Origin of the sequence: Chitinophaga rhizosphaerae (assembly GCF_003958645.1) — a bacterium.
In the GTDB taxonomy this organism is placed as follows: domain Bacteria; phylum Bacteroidota; class Bacteroidia; order Chitinophagales; family Chitinophagaceae; genus Chitinophaga; species Chitinophaga rhizosphaerae.
Genome location: NZ_RXLO01000006.1, coordinates 143,600 through 161,031, shown reverse-complemented (window position 1 = coordinate 161,031; position 17,432 = coordinate 143,600). Strand labels below are relative to the sequence as shown.

Sequence of the window (17,432 nt, the reverse complement as noted above, 5' to 3'; positions counted from 1 at the left end):
TGTTTTATTTAGCTGTTACAGTCAGGTGTTTTCCTTCTATCTTGAAACTGATATCATTGTCTTTCAATATTTCCAGTACTTGTTGCAGGGTGTTGTTACGGCGAACGATACCGAAAAACTTCCGCTCTTCCGAGGGTTTTCCATCATACGTCACTTCAATATCGTACCACCGTGCAAACTGCCGCAGCACCGTTTCCAGGCTGGCGTTCTCGAAATGGAACAGCCCGTCTTTCCACGCGGCAATTTCATCGATGTTCACCGTTTCCGCTTCCGCGAGCTGGCCGTTTTCCAGGAGCTTCGTTTGCTGGCCGGGTGAAAGGAAGACAGGACCGGCCTGTTTATCGGCCGTGGTCACTTTCACCCGTCCGGTTACCAGCGTGGCGGTAGGTTGGGGCTCGTCGGGGTAGCTGTTCAGGTTGAAAGCGGTGCCCAGCGCCCGTACTTCCACGCCGTTCATCTCCGCGATAAAAGGCTGCTGCGGATTTTGCGCCACGTCTACAAAAACTTCGCCCGTTACTACGATGCGGCGCTCCTTCCCGCGGAAAGCGGCGGGGGCCTGCACCGTTGATGCGGAATTCAGCCACACCGTAGAGCCGTCGGGCAGTTTGAACGAGAATGTTTCGCCCTTGTTCGTGGAAATGGTGTTCAGCCCTTCTGTGCCGGGGTCGTACACGAGGCTGCCGTCTGCCGCTATCTGAACGGCGCCGGAATTGGAGTGGGTGGATGAAAGGCTGTCCAGTACAATGACCTGTCCGTTTGCGAGGGTGAGCTTGGCTTTGTAGGTGCCGGGCTGGGCGTCTTGCAAGGTGGTTTGCGAGACGGGCGCTTTGGTATTGTTTTTCCGGAAGGATGCGGCCCACCAGGCGGCCGTTCCCATGGCCAGAATGATGGACGCCGCGGCGGCGGTCCGGTAGATGGTGCGGATGCGTGCCTTAGGTTTTTGAGCCGGCTGGATTTTTTCCTGGAGCCAGGCGTGCAGGGCGCTTCGCGCGGCGGCATTATCGTCTCCGAGGAAACGGTCGTTCATAAAATCCTCCTGCATGCGCATTTCCAGCTCGCCGGCATGCGCTTTTTGTGCGAGCATGGCTGCCAGTTGCGCTTTTCCTTCCGGGGAAATCGTGCCAGTCAGGTATTGGTCCAGTAAATCACTGAGTGTAGGTTGCTCCATTTTCGGCTGATTACAATTAAAGACGCGGTAAAAAGAAAGGGAGGGTGGTTCCTGTCAGAAAAAAATGGAAAAAAGGATCATGAGGGCTACAAAATGCCCTTCGGTCTGGAGATGCTGCCGTAAATAGTTGAGTGATTTAACGATGTGTTCCTTCACCGTGTTCCGCGAAATATCCAATTGCGCGGCGATCTCTTCATAACTCAACCCATCCAGCCGGCTCAGCTTGAAAACCTTTCTCCGCACGGGCGGTAGCTGTTCGATGACTTCCAGTACCTGTTGATAGGCTTCCTTGTACCGCAGCTGATGGTCGGGCTGGATGACCTCTTCGTAAAAATCAGACCCGTCTGGCACGATGCTCGCCTGCAGATTCCTGCGCATGGCGGATATGATCTGGTTTTTCCCGACGATGAAAAGAAAGTTTTTGAAATTGGCGACTTCGGCGAGATGATCGCGCTTGTTCCAGATATGGAGGAAAATATCCTGTGTGATTTCCTGCGCCTGTGCGGGGCGTTTGGTGTAGGCCAGGGCATGACTGTACACCTTGTTCCAGTACATGTCCACCAGCCCGGCAAATGCCTGCTGATCGCCCTTCGCTGTTTTGCCGAGCAAATCCTGTTCTGACTGTAAAACGTGAATGGTCAAGTACTGCTGTGGATATGTAGCTAAAATAGGGAAATAAAGTTGGCTACGGCAAGCACAGGCGCAAATACTATCAGGAATTGCGATTTCAGGCCAATTGTGCGAATCCGCTATCGGTTCCGGCGAATATTTCGTCAGTCGGAACTTAATGGCAGCGGCATAGCTTTACGCTACCATTTTTTCGTTCATTCCCGCTACGCCTTATTTTTTGCATGAAAGCAAGGCCCGCCTGTAAAAAGGCGGGCTTTTGCTTGATATGGCCGCCCGATTCAGGACCAAACGCGCGGAATTCAGGAAACGGCCGTGCGTAACCATCCCGAATCCACACCTTTGCCGCATGAAATCAAATCCCTCCATCATGCGGCGAATCATTTCCCTGTTATCCCTCGCTATTATAACAAACCTGCAAGCCTCCGCGCAGCAATTTACGCTGAATGGCCAGGCAGACACGTCTTTCAACGGCCAATACATCCATTTTTACGGGATCGACTGGTCGGACATGAACCCGAAATTCAATGACTCCGTACTGGTAACCAACGGGCGCTTCACCTTCAAAAGTAAACTCGTAACGGAAGGACTCCTTTTTTCGGTGTTTGCCATGAGCGACAGGCGGTCTTTCACCCAACTCTATTTCCAGAATACCGACATGAAGTTGGTCCTCAAGGGCAAGCAATGGTATCTCCCGGGAAATGCACAATTGACCGGCTCTCCGGCCAACGATCATTGGCAGGAGCTGCGGGCGCTCACCGGCAAAATGGATTCGGAACGTTACCATTTGCTGCGCCGGGCAGACAGTATAGCCAGGGTTGATCCCTCCCGCGACCTGGCTTCCATGAAAGATTCCGCCGCAGCGTTGAAGCGGAAGTCGGTAAAATTGACGCAGGATTGGGTGCAGCGGCATCCCGATGCTTATATTTCACTCGCGACGATGGCCTATTCCATTTTTCACGACCTGGACACGAAAACGCTGAGCGCGGATTTCGATCGACTGTCCCGCCAATTAAAGCAAACCGCCGAAGGCAAGGCCCTCCGCTTCCGGATAGACCGTCGGGGAGCCATCCAGCCGGGGAAGCCAGCTCCGGAACTGGCAGCACGCGATACTTCCGGGAACGCCGTGCGGTTAAAGGATTTCAAAGGGCAATATGTGCTGCTGGATTTCTGGGCATCGTGGTGCGGCCCCTGCATCGCACAGGTACCTGGGCTGAAGAAATTCTATACTGCGCATCAGGACAAGGCGTTAACGGTTATCGGCATTTCGCTGGATGATAATGCTGAGAAATGGAAGGAGGCGATCCGAAAGCACGGGCTGGACTGGGTACATGCGTCCGATCTGCAAGGCTGGAAAGGGGAAACCGGCAAAAACTATAATATCCACGGCATTCCGCAAAACGTGCTGGTAGGGCCGGATGGCCGGATCGTAGCCATAGACATCGATTTCGAAAAGTATACTTTGCCACCTCAATAGGAATTTCCTTAATTTTCAAGCTGATGCAGATATTTCGCCGCTTATACATTGTCATGCTGCTGGTTTCGGTAACGGTCGTTGCTGCGTTCGGGCAAAAGACACCGCGGAGCCATCGATTCGTTTATAACGATTCCACCGTCATCCAGATCGCCAACAACTATTCCCGTAATCTCGACGTCGATTATCAACCATACGATATCCGGCTTCCCTTCAAAGACCAACATTACCTTGTGTATGGAAAGCGGCTGGCCATTTCGGTGTTCCGTATGAAGGAGTTGCTGGACAATGGCGGATATTCCGTCGGCGGTTCCTTCCGCGACACATTGCCGGAAGACGCCCATGTCTTCGAAACGGCCACCATGTACTACCAGGCTGTCCGCAACGGAAAGGAAGAGACGGGCTGGCTGCCGGTTTCGGAGGGGCGGCCGTATACAGATTCTTTCTACGCCAACCTGAACAGGCCTTATAAACACTGGCCGCAACGGGGCCTGATGCTATACGATGCGCTGCTGGAAAACGGGGATAGCCTGGTGTTTCGCTTCCGCCAGCGGCAGGATGCGCCTTTCCTGACCATGCATTTCAGGAAGGCAGATGCGATGCAATCGCCGCCGTTTTTGATGTACGGGATGGATAATCACAATCCATCCATGGCCCTGCCCGATTTTGTCCGCGATGTGTTCGAAAAGCAACATGCGATAACCGGTAATGCTGGCGAAGCGGAACTTTTTTATGAAGATTGGCCGGGCCGCCGCGAACCGGAATCGACACCGCCCGCCAAGCTATTCCCCGATACGAAATCGGCGCTGATTTTCCGGCCGCGGCACGATGTGCCGAACGACTCCGCATTCGAATATCGCCTTTTGATAAACGGTGATACCCGTGCCGCCTGGCGGAAATCCAACAACATCATCATCGTGGCAGACTTGCAGTCGGGCAGCAAATACCGCCTGGAGGTCCGTTATGCCGATAAGCCCAACTATGTTTTCGTGAAACGGTTCTACGTGCCGGGCCGCTGGTACCAGGAGCCCTGGTTCTTGATCGTGTCGGTTTTAGGCCTGTTGCTGCTGGCCGGCCTGTTGTTCTACCGGTTCCGCAACCGCTGGCGGAAGCGCCAGCAGGAAGCGCAGCGCATGCGGATCAGGGCGCTGTATACCCAGCTCAATCCGCATTTCCTGTTCAACGCGCTGGGCTCCATCCAGGGCTTGCTCAACGAAGGCGAAGTGGAAAAAGCGAACCATTACTTGTCGGGTTTCGGGGGATTGTTGCGCAACACCCTGCAAAACGGGGACCGGGATAGCATTTCGTTGGACCAGGAATTGAAGCACCTGCAAAGCTACATCCGCCTGGAGCAGCTTCGCCAGCCCTTCGATTTTACGCTGGATGTGGCGCCGGGCGTGAATCTGGCGGCCATAGACATGTTGCCCCTGCTCTTCCAGCCCATCGTGGAAAATGCCGTGAAGCATGGGTTCCGGGGCAAAGGGGAAATGCTGGCCCTGCGGATATCCGTCCGTCAACAAGGCGCCGATCTGCTGGTGGAAATCGCAGACAACGGAAAGGGGTTCGACACCAGTCGCCCGGCGGCAGGCAAAGGCCTGCAGCTCACGGCCGACCGGATCGCGCTGTTCAACCAGGCGGAGCGGGGCAAGAAGGTCCGTTTGCAGCTGGAAAGCGCCCAATCCGGCACAACGGCGTATTTTACATTCAAAAACTGGCTGGATGATTAAAGCGTTGATCATAGAAGATGAACCGCATAACCGCAACAACCTCCGCGCACTGCTGGAGAAATATTGCACGCAGGTGGAAGTGGCGGGCCTGGCGGCGGATGCGTTCGAAGCGCGGGAAATGATCGGCCGGCTGCAACCGAAACTCGTTTTCCTGGATGTGCAATTGCCGGGGAAAGACGGGTTCGAAATGTTGCAGGAGCTCGGAACCTACGATTTCGAAGTGATCTTCGTGACCGCTTTCAGCGAATACGGCATCCGCGCGATCCGGTTTTCCGCCATCGATTACCTCATGAAACCGCTCGACATCCCCGAGCTCGTGGCCGCTGTGGCCCGCGCGGCAGACAGGATCGCGCAGAAACAGGAAAACCACAATCTCCGCAATCTCCTCTTCAACCTGCAGCATACCCAAAACCGGAACGATCACCGCATCGCCATCTCATCCCTCAAAGAAATGCGGATGGTAGCCGTGCAGGATATCGTGCGCTGCCAGAGTGAGAATTCTTATACTTTTTTCTATTTATCCAACGGGGAAAAAGTCCTTTCCACCACGCCCATCGCCGATTATGAAGAACTGCTGGCAGGGTATGGATTCATCCGGTGCCACCAGTCGCACCTCGTCAACCGCAAATTCGTCCGCAGTTTGCAGCGCAGCGACGGCCTCGCGCTGCAAATGGAAGATAACAGCACGGTGCCCGTTTCCCGGCAGAAGAAAGACTGGGTGAAAACGGAACTGCTGCGGAATTGAATACCTGTCACCGTATAAAGTAATGCCTGCCCCATTTCGGGCAGGCTTTGTTTTGTTGATAATTTGAGCGTAGGGGTTTCCATCCGGATGAAAACGGCCGTGTCATTGTAAATCAGCACGCCGGGACCGTAAACGGAAGCGGTGGGAGGTGTTTGGGACCAGCCGCCTGCGGGTTGCAGGGTAGCCGGCGTTTCCAGTATTGGGTCCAGCTGGAAGTAAGGCTGGTTTTCCGGAACATACGCATAGATATGCCTACCCCGCAATATCTCGGATTTCACGATAACGGCGAGACTGTCTGCCATCACCACCACCGCCGCGTTCACGGTAACGGGCTTCGATCCGTCTGGCGGCGGGAGCGGACATTTTTCAGTATCTTATGGTATATTGCATTTACATATGACCGGGGCTCCCGGGCTTATGTAACACGCAGCCATTCCAAAACACTGAATTTAACAGATATGATACTTATTGCAGTTCTCCTCCCGGCTTTATCCTTTCTACTCAGGGGCATGATCTTTCATGCGATCCTTTGCCTGGTGCTGCAGATCACCCTCATCGGGTGGCTTCCTGCCGCTATTTGGGCCGTTGTGTCGCTGAACAACGCTCGGGCGGAAAGGCGGACAGACCGTATCGTAAGAGCGATGCGGAATTCCAGGTAATCCGATCCAGCCTGGTCGATGCCAGGTGCAGGGTCCATTGCATTGAAAACATTACAGCAAGAAAAAGGCCTCCCGAAGGAGGCCTTTTTCGTATGGCAAATGATCGAATACTGTATCCGGATCACGGCGCTTGTTCCATCAGTTTCTTCAGACCCGCCTCGTAATTGGCGATTTCCGCGACGAGGGTGTCGGTCAGGGCCTTTTTGGCGGATTTGTTGCCTTCCATGATGATAGACCAGCGAACGACCGAAGTGCCGATACTATCCGGAATCGATTCTACCAGCGCGGTAACGATCGCTTTGGAAACGCCGGACGGCAGCGGAGCAGCGACACGGAACACGAAGAATTTGTAAGTATCGTGGACCTGTTCTATTTCATCGGTGCGCTTGCGGCCGTCTGCGAACACGAGGTCACGGAACTGCGTTCCGCCAACGGTACGGATGTTTACTTCCGTGATCGCGCCATTGGAGTAATCCTTTACTTTCGGCAGGTCGCGGATGGTTTGCCAGATCGTGGGAGGGTCGCTTTTGATCCGGGTTTCGTGGAGATATTCCGGGTTTATTTTTCGGGCTGCTTCCATCTGTGCCATCACCGTTCCGCTCCAGCAAACCAGGATTAATAACAAGTATTTTTTCATCATTCCAGTTGGTTTTCGGAAAAAATAGGAGTTCCGGCCGGAATGGTCGTTGTTTTCTATACAAACCGGTCAAATGCAGGTACGAACAGGGGGGATGGCGGTGCCTAGCCCTTGAAGAACGTCCCGAAAACGCGGTCCCACAATGAAGTGCTGACCCCGAACCCTCTTTCCTCGCTCTTATAGTGATGTAGGTGGTGATTCCGCCACAGGGGTTTGGCCCAGGGGAAGGGCGGTCGCCAGGCGTGGATCGCGTAGTGGATGGTGCCGTACAACAGGTAGCCGAGCATAAACCCGGGAAAGAACGGGAACGCCGCCACGCCCAATGCCAGCCGCATCGCGCCGAAGATGGCCGAGGCGATGATCAGGCTGGGAACGGGCGGCATGAAGAGGCGCTGCTTGTCGCGCGGGTATTCATGATGATTGCCGTGAAGGGTATAATTGATGCGCCGCAGCCGGGGGCGCTCCGTCACGAAGTGAAAAACGAAACGGTGCATGATGTACTCGAAAAGCGTCCACCCCGAAATCCCCAGGCAAAAGACGCCCGCCGCCTGCGGCATTCCCCACCCCGCCTGCGCTACGCTGTAATACAGCAAATACCCGATCACGGGCAGGTACATCCCCCAGATCACCAGCGGATGCGTTTTGGTCAGCATTTCAAGATACTGGTTCTCGAAAAGCCGCGCCTGTCCCTTGTTCTTGATTTTATCCGGTTGCATGCAGGCAAATTGCCCCCGCGCGCCCGCGATCCCCGCGATTTTTCCATCAACCGCGGAATCAGGACCACGAACCGCCGTATAAATCCCTCGAACCGGGATGTGATCGATCTCCCGGACCGGAAAATCGCGTTGCGGCGCAGTGTGAAAATTGGCAGCAGCAAATCGTACCGGAACGCGCTGGTTGCGATGGACATGCCGGGAAGCCGCCGGAAGCGGCAGGGATTTGCCTTTGCCTGCCTGATGGTGAGCGCCGGCGCCATCGCGGCCGGATCCAACACCACCCTGCCCGTTGAAAAGAAAGCGAACGTAAACGTGATCACCAACAATGCCGGCATCAAGGTGGGGGCATTCAAACAGGAGGAAAACAAGTACCGTATCCAGAAATCGTTCCAGATGTGGGATGCCTGCGGCCAGATGATCACGGTTTGGGTATCTGCCCCGAACGGTACGGCGTGGGATACGATGTATAGCGTAGCGATCCACCATGTGATGGATTGTCTGAATTCGAACGGATGCTACCAGCAGTAAGCGGGTGTTGATGGAATGACATCAATTCGGAAGTTTTGTTACTTATTTGGGCAATCTACGGGATTGCCCTTTTTTATGGAACGGCCCCTGCACCCGGGGTATCCGGCTGCCGGGAGGCAGTACCGGGCCCAGGTGTTTCGCCTGTTGAATAGCGTCTGTTTCATTATCGGATCGCGCCGGTAATCTTGTACACTTGCGGAAGTATAGCTGCTTGTACCGGTTGTACGTCTAAAGTCAGTCCGGCGGATGCCTGCCTGAACCGTACCTGACGCTTGCTGCCCAGCAACTGAACGGAAGTAATGTTGCCGGCACCGTATTTCCCGCCCGAACCAAGCGAGGGGATCATGAGTTCGCCGGCTGCGGGGTTCAGTACGAAAACGTAGAGCGATTTACCTTTCGCTGTAAATCTCACTTCGTTGTGCGGAAAGAGGGGTGCGGCGATGGTGCGCTCGTTGAAGTCGTGGCTTTTGGTTTGTTTTTTTGCCGCATCCAGGTCGGCTTCGCTCATGTTTTTGACGATGGCGGTTCCGCCGAGGTTGTCGCCGTAAATTTTCCAGGGTTTGCTGCCATAGATGGCGTCTGCATTCCGGTTGATCCATGAGCCGACCGTATCCAGGATCAGCTTGTGGGCCTGGGGGATGCGCCCGTCCGGCAATAATTCCACGTTTAGCAGCAGGTTCCCGTTTTTACTGTTCATATCGATCAGGCTTTCGATGACGGTGCGGGCGTTGTGGCGGATGGGCCGATCCGATTTGTAAAACCAGCTGTCGAAAGTAAGCGTGCCCTGCCAGGGGTGCGGCTGGATTTCTTCCGCGCCGCCGCGCTCCACGTCTTCGGCGATAGCAGGTTCTTTCCCGTGGAATTTCCCCGAGATCACGGCGTTGATCTTGCCATGCCTTTTAAGCTTGTCGTTGAAAAACGCGGTACAGGCTTCCTTGCCGAATTCTCCGTACGGAAATCCGTATCCGTCGAACCAGAGCATGTCCACGTCGTACTTGGTTACCAGTTCCACATGCCGCTGCACCCAGTTTTTCTTCACGCCGGCAATCCATTCCGCAGTGCGTTTTTCTGGGGGCAGACCGTACAGGTCGGCGGGGTCGAGGCCAGCCCACCATGTATTTTTGCCGTCGGCTTTCGTCATGCGGCCATCGTAAGGAACGCCTTTTTTGGGGCCGGCCGAATCTGCACCGAACGCAGGCAGCCACCAGGAAAGATAGCGGTCGTCATGAGAGCTCACGCCGAAAGGGATGCCGTATTTGGCGGCCGATTTCCGGAACAGGCCGATGAGATCTTTTCCGGGCCCCACGTTCACCGAGTTCCAGGGGTGATAGGTGGATGCGAAGTTGTCGAAATGATCATGGTGGTTGGCCAGCGCCACGAAATACTTTGCGCCGATACTTTTAAAATACCGCAACAGGCCGTCGGTATCGAGTTTGTCCGCTTTCCACGTATGGATCACGTCTTTGAAACCCTTTTCAGAAGGATGGCCATAGGTGCGCACATGGTAAGGATAGGCATTGGCGCCCCAGGTTTCGCGGCCTACGTTCTGCATGTACATATGACGGGCGTACCAACCGCCGCCGCTATCGGGCTGGGATTGCGCGCCCCAATGTACCCAGATGCCGAACCGCGCGCTGGTATACCACTCCGGGAACTTGTATTCCCTTGTCAGTTCTTCCCAGTTCAAAGTGGGGGCTTGTGCCCGGGCGAATAACGATGACATCAAGATCGCAGCAAGAAGGAAAATACGCATAGCCTGAAAGAGATTTGGTTTATCGGTTAGGTAAAATAAGCATTCCCGGGACATGTGGTCAGAAAACCGCCGCGTTCTCCGCGACGGCTTTGAACGGCTGGTTTTGGGCCAGGTCCCACCAGGGCTACTGCGCGGAAAGAGCGCCAACGCTGGTGGATGCGCCGCCCGGGTAGAGCGCTTTGCCGCTGTACCCTGCACGGCTGCTGCACCGTTGATTTCCGGCAGAAACACGTTGGTCGTAACACATGTGCCGCCGCGGAGATGGAGTTGGCCTGACAACGTGCCATGGCCGCACTACCCAACCATGCGGAGACTGCCCGCAAGGCGTTGAGCGGAAACCAACGGACCGGGTGAACGGCCTTTCAATGCGGGAATTTCTAAATTTAGTTAAATTAAAAATAAATTTAGTGTAACTATACTAAAATCACTATTTTTAATCAGGGATCGGTTGTTAAGGAAGTGTTCAATTAACTATTGCTATTATCAACCAAGCATGAATACCGCATTAGACATCATTGAAGCTTTACAATGTGGTGATACTTTCGTTTTCAGAGAGGTTTTTGAAACCTATCACCGGAAGTTATATCAGAACATTTTTAGTAAAACCCGGTCTGCCTACCTGGCCGAAGAAGTCGTGCAGCTTACGTTCATCAAATTTTGGGAATACCGTAGCCGGATTTCGCAGGAATATGCGCTGTCGACACAGTTGTACCGCATCGCCGCCACTACGTTGGTCGACATGCTGCGAAAGCAATATGCGGACGATAAAAAACTCAAGGCCCGCATCGCTGCGGGGGTGCCGATATCGGAGGCGGCGGGGAAAATGGTGGACGAAAAAGATTTCCAGGCCACGCTGCGGCGGGCGATGGAGGTGTTGCCGGGCGTGCGCCGCCGGGCGTTCGAGATGAATAAACTGGAGGGGATGACTTACCGGGAGATCGCGGCGGCATTGTCAATTTCCGAAAAAGCCGTCGAGAACCATATTTATAAGGCGACCCGCCAGGTGCGGGCGCTCCTTGCTAACGATTATTTCCCCTTTTTCGTCGTGTTTTCCATTTTATGTTGCGGAAGGGGAGGGTAACCGGCGGCCGGAAACGTATAATACGATACGGGAACATATATCGAGGCTATTCAACCAGCCATTTTTTTAAAAGATGACGCAGGAACAACTTAATAAATATTTCAGGGGGGAATGTACGGAGGAGGAAGCCGAAGCGGCCGATATCTTTCTTACGGCAGAGCCCGGGCGGGCCGTCGCCTTTCTCGAGGAAGATGATGGCACCACGCCTGTAGCCGTTTCTGCCGCGCAATCTGCCCGGATGTGGGAGGGGATAAGCCGGCACGTGCATCGGCCGGCAATACTGCGCAGGATAGTGCGTAATGTTTGTGTGGCCGCTTCCATTGCGGTGCTGCTGGGCTTGGGCATGTATTACTGGCATGGTACGGGGCGCCTGCCCGCCGGAAAGGACGAAACGGCCCCTGCGCTGGCGTACACCATTATCGGGAATACGGATAAGGAGATGAAGGCCTTCCAGTTGCCGGACGGGTCTACAGGGAAACTGGCGCCCGGAAGCTCGCTGCGCTATGCAGAAGATTTCGGAAGCGCCGGCCGTATTCTCGAGCTGACTGGTACGGCCCGGTTCCAGGTTGCCAAAGATACCGCACGACCGTTCACGGTTATGGCCGGCGAACTGGCGGTTACGGCACTGGGCACCATATTCGATGTAAATGCCCCCCAGGGCGCAAATAAAATCTACGTACGTTTACTGGAAGGCAAAATATCCGTTCGCCGGCATGCAGACAGGCACGCGGCTCCGCAGTTGCTGCTGCCGGGCGACCGGCTGGTGTATGACAAGGCGGCGCGTAGCATGACGTTGACGCACATGGAAAAGAAAACCGGATCGAAAGGCAAACCGGCGGCAGACGACGTGTTCAGCGCCTTCGGTGAGGAAAACTGGTACATGTTCAACAACCAGGCGTTGCCCGAAGTGCTGGACCAGCTGGAAAGCTTGTATCATGTGCGGATAGATTTTGACCGGGCGGCTTTGCGGAACATGTCGTTCATCGGCCGGCTCGACGGGACGGATTCGCTGCAGAACGTGCTACGGGCCATCGCGGTACTCAACGATTTGAAACTTTCGAAAACCACCCGCGGCTACTTGCTGAAACAATGAATGTAGCAGTTGCAAATTGATTTGTGGCGCTGTGGGGTGTTGAAAAAAATATTCGTCGGGAAGGGAGGGTTTATGCTTCCGGGATTCGTATAAAACTGTACACGTCAACTAAACAAGTTTTATGGAATTCCAGCAGATTATGAAGACATCCCTCCAGCTGTTACTCGTGGCATGGCTCACGTGTTTTACAGGCAGCGCATCACTTGCGCAATCAACCAATGTCCTGAAAGGGCTTGTGAACGATGAAGCCGGCGCGCCCGTCATAGGCGCTTCCGTAACGGTCATCAATGCCGGCACGAATTTTACGGCCGGTACAAAAACAGACTCCCTTGGCGTGTTCCGGTTCGCGAACCTCCCGCCCGGCGGCCCGTATTCCGTCATTATTACCTCTATCGGTTTCCAGGGGCAAACGCTTGCCGGGTACATGATAAAACCCGACGCCAACATTTCGCTCCTTGCCAAATTGAAGATCAGCGCCGCAGACATCGATGAAGTGGTGGTGGTGGGATACGGTTCCCAGAAAAAGGTAAACCTGAGCGGCGCGGTACAATCCGTTTCCGGCGACGCATTGCAAAACCGTTCCATCAGCAACGTCAACAGCGGCATGCAGGGGCTGATCCCCAACCTGGAAATCAACCCCGGCAGCGGCCGTGCTACAGACGCCGCTACCTTCAACGTTCGCGGGGTGGCGAGCATCAGCGGCGCGAGCGCTCCGCTGATCCTGGTAGACAATGTGCCGATCACTTCCGAAGAACTGTCGCTGATCAGCCCGGCCGACATCGAGAACATGACCGTGCTCAAAGACGCCGGTGCTGCCGCGATCTATGGCGCCAGGGCGGCTTTCGGCGTAGTGCTGATCACCACCAAATCGGCAAAGAACAGCAAGCTGCAAATGGCCGCCAACTTCAATTATGGCATTAAGCAGAATACCGATGCGCCGAAAATTGTCACAGAGCCGCTCACGGTCATGCAATACAAGCGGGCCGCTGGCACTCCCCTCTACAGCCTTTTCCCGGATGCCGAACAGGCCTATGCGAAAGAGCTGCGCAACAACCCCGATCTGCCGCGCGTTTTCCAGGTGCCCGGCAGCCGCTTCTGGACGTATTACGGCAGCACCGACTGGCTGGCGGAGATCTACAACAAATACGCGCCCGCTTATACGGGAGACGTCAGCGTCTCCAAAAAGGACAACAAAATGGCGTATTACTTGTCTGCAGGATATTACCGGCAGGAAGGCTCCCTGAAATACGGGAACGATATCATGGACCGGTACAATCTCCGTGCGAAGGCGACATTTACGCCTACCAAATGGCTCTCCTTCGGCTCCAATACGTCTTACATCTATCGTACCTACGATTCGCCTACGTTCCTGGACGGATACCTGTTCTGGAGCGCCGCACGCACCAGTTCACTGTCAGTCCCGAAGAATCCCGACGGCAGCTGGACGCGCGACGGTGCCGCATTGCTCGGCTCGCTCCAGGGAGGCGGCCGTACGTCTAACGACATCAACGATTTCCAGACCACCTTCAACACGAAAATCAATCTCCTGTCTTCGAAGTGGACGTTCTATGCGGACGCAACATTCCGCCGCAGCAACGACAACTCCCGCATTTTCAACCGGCAGGTTTATTACCGCACGGGCCCGGACGAACCGCTGCTGGCCCTGTTGCCGCAATCGCCCCTTGCCATTTCCACCAGCAGTTACGCTTCCAACAGCGCCAACCGGATGCGGATGAACGTGTATAACGTGTATACCGATTTTCAGCAAACCTTCGCTAAAAAACACTACGTGAAAGCATTGGTGGGCTTCAACCAGGAATACCGTTATTTCAACGACTTCAGTTCCACCCGCCTGGGCCTGATCACACCCGACCTTCCTTCCCCGCAGCTGGCGACGGGAGTGATCCAGCCGCCGACAGACCTCGTCACCGAATATGCCCTGCGCGGCTTTTTCTACCGGCTCAATTACATCTACAACAATAAGTACATCGTTGAATTGAACGCGCGCAACGATGGTACCTCTCGCTTCCGGGAAGACGATCGCTGGGGCTTCTTTCCTTCCGCCTCCGCATCCTGGGTAGCTTCGAGAGAACGCTTCCTGGATCCGCTATTCAGCGCGGCGAAGATCAGCCTGTTCAAACTCCGGGCTTCTTACGGCACACTCGGCAACCAGGTGCTCAGTAGCAATCCCCGTGTGAACAATTATCCGTACTACACCACCATGCCTGCCGGCCCCGTTTCATATATTCTCGACGGTGGCAGGCCGCCGGGCGTATCTGCACCGAGGTACATTCTCCCCGAGCAAACCTGGGAAGAAGCTACGTCCCTGAACCTGGGGGCAGACGTTTCCTTCTTCAAAGACAAGCTGCAGGTAAATTTCGATGCGTATACACGGCGGACGACGGGCATGCTCGTAAAAAGCAAAACACTGCCTGCCATTTTCGGCACCGCCGAGCCCCGCACCAATGCGGCCGACCTGAAGACGAAAGGATGGGAGCTGTCCGTAGCATGGCGCGACGGGTTCGACGTAGCAGGAAAGAGAATGAATGTCAGCGCCCGCCTCTCACTTTCCAACAGCAAGGCTTTTATTACCCGGTACGACAATCCTGCCGGCATCCTGACCGATTATTATGTCGGCCAGCAGATAGGGGAAATGTGGGGAATGATATCGGACGGGTTCTTTCAAACGCAGGAAGAACTGGCGGCACTTGACCAGTCGGCCGTAGGCGCCGCCAATCAGCAGTCCAAATTCTATGTCGGGGACCTGCGGTTCAAAGACCTGAATGGTGACAAGCGGATCGATATGGGGAACAATACCCTGTATTCCAAAGGCGACCTGGTGATAATCGGCAACAACCGCCCGCAGTTTCCCTATAGCCTCGACCTTAATTCCAACTGGAACGGGATCGATCTCCGGTTGTATATCCAGGGGGTCGGCAAAAGAGACTGGTATCCGCCCGGCAACCACATTTATTACTGGGGCATATACGCGCAGCCCTGGACGAATGTGCTGGAAAGCTCGCTCGACCACTGGACCCCCGAAAACCGGGACGCGTATTATCCCAGGGTAAAGGGATATATCGCGGAGCGCAACAACCAGGAACTGGCCATGCCGCAGACGAAATATCTTGAAGACGCTTCCTATTGCAGGCTGAAGAACGTAACGATCGGGTATTCGCTCCCCAGGAGCCTCATGACGAAGTGGGGTTTGTCGGCAGTGAGGGTGTACGTCAGCGGCGAAAACCTCTATACATACAAGAAAATGCGGTCTAACCTCGATCCCGAAGCCATCAACTATGGCGGAGGCGCGGGTTATCCCTTGCAGAAAACGTATTCCTGCGGCATCAACCTGAATTTCTGATCACGTATTCAATCTCAACCATATGACAATTAAATCCTGGTCAACCATATACATCAGCGTGGCGGCACTGGCGCTCGGCGCCTGTAATAAAGACTTCCTGCAAAGGGCGCCACAAACCGAGGTCACGCCCGAATATTTCTTTAAGACGGCGGGAGATCTCGAAACATACAGTAATACCTTCTATCCGCAGTTCAACGATTATTACGGGTACGACGGGTTCGGGTACGAAGACGTGAATTCCGACAACGTCGCCACCTTCAGTAACAGCAGTGAGTTGCAAAGCATGCTGAACGGCACGCTGTCGCCTGCCACGGTGGCGGCCAACACCTGGGACGCCAATAACTGGGGCACGCTCCGGAACATCAATTACATGCTGGAAAACTATAGCGGTGCGGTGGGAGATCCGGTTGCGATCCGGCACTACGTGGGTATCGCGCGGTTTTTCAGGGCAAGGTATTATTTCGCGAAACTGCGGCGTTTTTCGGATGTGCCCTGGGTGTCTCACACACTTGCACATGAAGCGGAGGAACTTTATAAGCCTGCGGACCCGCGTGCGCTGGTGGCCGATTCCATCCTTAACGACCTTCAGTTCGCAGTAGATAATATGAAATCCATTTCCGGCGATGGTACGCGCGTGTCGAAAGAAGCGGCGCTGGTGCTGATGAGCCGGTACTGCCTGTACGAGGGCACCTTCCGGAAATACCACCCGGAACTGGGCCTGCAGGGCGATCATACCCGTTTCCTGGAAAAGGCGGAATGGGCCGCGGCACAATTGATGAGCGGGAACAAATTCACACTCACCCAGGGCGGCGCGGAAGGTTTCCGGGCGATGTTTGGCAGCGGGTCGCTCACCGGCAACAAGGAAATGATCCTGTGGCGGGCGGCGAACAAGGAACAGGGCATTGCCAACAATAGCGGCAATACCGTATATAATTACCTGTGGGCATTAAGCAGGAGCTTGCAGGAAACCTTCCTGATGAAAGACGGCAGCCGATTCACCGACCAGCCCGGCTATGCGCAGAAAACATTACTGGAGGTATTCGTCGACCGCGATCCGCGCATGGCTGAAACTATCGCCCCGCCAGGGTTTGCCGAACTCCCGAACCCGGCCCTCGGAGGATATAACCAGGTTAAGTTCTATCCGCGGGAAGCAGCGTTGCGGGGAGGTTGGTTACTTACTTATACTGCGCTTCCTATTTATCGCTATGCCGAAGTATTGCTCAATTACATCGAAGCCAGGGCAGAATTGGGAACGGCGACGCAGGCGGACGTCGATAATACCATCAATAAAATCCGCGCCCGCGTCGGCATGCCGGGGATAGACCTGGCGGCTGCGAACGCCAATGTCGATCCGGTACTGGCGGCTTATTATCCGAACGTGACCGGCACCAACCAAGGCCTCATCCTGGAAGTACGGCGGGAAAGAAGGGTGGAACTGGCATGTGAGGGTTTCCGTTATGACGACCTGCAGCGCTGGTACGCCGGCAAACGGCTGGCAGACGCGCAACAGGGCATTTACGTACCGGCGATTGGAGCCATGGATATGACGGGAGACGGTACGCTGGACCTGGCCATCCTTCCTTCACCGAAAGACACGCTTTCCATCAAAGACCTCCCTGCCGACGTCCGCAAAAAGCTGGCCCGCTTCTACCTCAAGAATTCTGATGGAACGCTGTCCAAATTTTACCTGACGGAAGGTACGTCTGGCTATATCGCGTTCTGGGGCGACAAGACCAAGGGCCCCTTCCTGGAGCCGAAATTTTATTACCGGCCCATCCCGCAGCAGCAGACCGTACTGAACCCGAAACTGAAGCAACCGTTTGGCTGGTAAGCCAGGCGCCCACGATAAAGACGGATACAAAA

General features: G+C 54.8%; 14 protein-coding genes. 9 read left to right on the top strand and 5 right to left on the bottom strand.

Features of this window, described 5'->3' with window-relative positions; translation table 11 throughout:
• Nucleotides 1-4: 4 nt before the first annotated feature.
• Both EJ361_RS15795 and EJ361_RS15790 read right to left on the bottom strand, forming a co-directional pair.
• Nucleotides 5-1,168, bottom strand: coding sequence for a FecR family protein (locus EJ361_RS15795; protein ID WP_126246609.1), 1,164 nt, complete (start codon nt 1,166-1,168; stop codon nt 5-7).
• Nucleotides 1,169-1,222: 54 nt separating this feature from the next.
• Nucleotides 1,223-1,810 (bottom strand): RNA polymerase sigma factor, encoded by a 588-nt coding sequence (locus tag EJ361_RS15790; protein ID WP_126246608.1) that lies wholly within the window; start codon nt 1,808-1,810, stop codon nt 1,223-1,225.
• 355 nt (nt 1,811-2,165) lie between these two features.
• Here EJ361_RS15790 and EJ361_RS15785 point away from each other — a divergent pair, with 355 nt between their 5' ends.
• From EJ361_RS15785 to EJ361_RS15770, 4 genes are all read left to right on the top strand, one after another.
• Nucleotides 2,166-3,272 carry a TlpA disulfide reductase family protein gene (locus EJ361_RS15785; RefSeq protein ID WP_164714278.1) on the top strand — a complete coding sequence of 369 codons (1,107 nt, stop codon included), beginning with the start codon at nt 2,166-2,168 and terminating at the stop codon, nt 3,270-3,272.
• A 53-nt stretch (nt 3,273-3,325) separates the two neighbouring features.
• Nucleotides 3,326-4,996, top strand: a complete 1,671-nt coding sequence (locus EJ361_RS15780; protein ID WP_164714277.1) for a sensor histidine kinase — start codon at nt 3,326-3,328, stop codon at nt 4,994-4,996.
• Nucleotides 4,989-5,741, top strand: coding sequence for a LytR/AlgR family response regulator transcription factor (locus tag EJ361_RS15775; RefSeq protein WP_126246605.1), 753 nt, complete (start codon nt 4,989-4,991; stop codon nt 5,739-5,741). Before EJ361_RS15780 ends, EJ361_RS15775 begins: the two co-directional genes overlap by 8 nt.
• A 458-nt stretch (nt 5,742-6,199) precedes the next feature.
• Nucleotides 6,200-6,400: a YqaE/Pmp3 family membrane protein gene (locus EJ361_RS15770; RefSeq protein WP_126246604.1), complete on the top strand. Its 201-nt coding sequence runs from the start codon at nt 6,200-6,202 to the stop codon at nt 6,398-6,400.
• Between the two features lie 121 nt (nt 6,401-6,521).
• Here the strand turns inward: EJ361_RS15770 and EJ361_RS15765 are convergent, their stop codons facing one another.
• Together EJ361_RS15765 and EJ361_RS15760 are read right to left on the bottom strand one after the other, a co-directional pair.
• Nucleotides 6,522-7,040 (bottom strand): hypothetical protein, encoded by a 519-nt coding sequence (locus EJ361_RS15765; RefSeq protein WP_126246603.1) that lies wholly within the window; start codon nt 7,038-7,040, stop codon nt 6,522-6,524.
• 101 nt (nt 7,041-7,141) lie between these two features.
• Nucleotides 7,142-7,753: a sterol desaturase family protein gene (locus tag EJ361_RS15760; protein ID WP_126246602.1), complete on the bottom strand. Its 612-nt coding sequence runs from the start codon at nt 7,751-7,753 to the stop codon at nt 7,142-7,144.
• A gap of 99 nt (nt 7,754-7,852) precedes the next feature.
• Here EJ361_RS15760 and EJ361_RS15755 point away from each other — a divergent pair, with 99 nt between their 5' ends.
• Nucleotides 7,853-8,281, top strand: a complete 429-nt coding sequence (locus EJ361_RS15755) for a hypothetical protein (protein ID WP_126246601.1) — start codon at nt 7,853-7,855, stop codon at nt 8,279-8,281.
• Between the two features lie 163 nt (nt 8,282-8,444).
• On the opposite strand, the gene EJ361_RS15750 is transcribed toward EJ361_RS15755, so the two are convergent.
• On the bottom strand, nt 8,445-10,004 hold the full coding sequence (locus EJ361_RS15750; protein WP_164714276.1) for an alpha-L-fucosidase: 1,560 nt from the start codon (nt 10,002-10,004) through the stop codon (nt 8,445-8,447).
• A 478-nt stretch (nt 10,005-10,482) separates the two neighbouring features.
• On the opposite strand from EJ361_RS15750, the gene EJ361_RS15745 reads away from it, so the two are divergent.
• The 4 genes from EJ361_RS15745 to EJ361_RS15730 all read left to right on the top strand — a co-directional run bounded on the left by EJ361_RS15745 (nt 10,483) and on the right by EJ361_RS15730 (nt 17,400).
• Nucleotides 10,483-11,115 carry an RNA polymerase sigma factor gene (locus EJ361_RS15745; protein WP_126246599.1) on the top strand — a complete coding sequence of 211 codons (633 nt, stop codon included), beginning with the start codon at nt 10,483-10,485 and terminating at the stop codon, nt 11,113-11,115.
• Nucleotides 11,116-11,188: 73 nt separating this feature from the next.
• Nucleotides 11,189-12,208 carry a FecR family protein gene (locus EJ361_RS15740; protein ID WP_126246598.1) on the top strand — a complete coding sequence of 340 codons (1,020 nt, stop codon included), beginning with the start codon at nt 11,189-11,191 and terminating at the stop codon, nt 12,206-12,208.
• Nucleotides 12,209-12,347: 139 nt separating this feature from the next.
• Nucleotides 12,348-15,569 carry a SusC/RagA family TonB-linked outer membrane protein gene (locus tag EJ361_RS15735; protein ID WP_126246597.1) on the top strand — a complete coding sequence of 1,074 codons (3,222 nt, stop codon included), beginning with the start codon at nt 12,348-12,350 and terminating at the stop codon, nt 15,567-15,569.
• A 22-nt stretch (nt 15,570-15,591) separates the two neighbouring features.
• Complete coding sequence (locus EJ361_RS15730) at nt 15,592-17,400, top strand: RagB/SusD family nutrient uptake outer membrane protein (RefSeq protein ID WP_126246596.1); 1,809 nt, start codon at nt 15,592-15,594, stop codon at nt 17,398-17,400.
• Nucleotides 17,401-17,432: the final 32 nt, after the last annotated feature.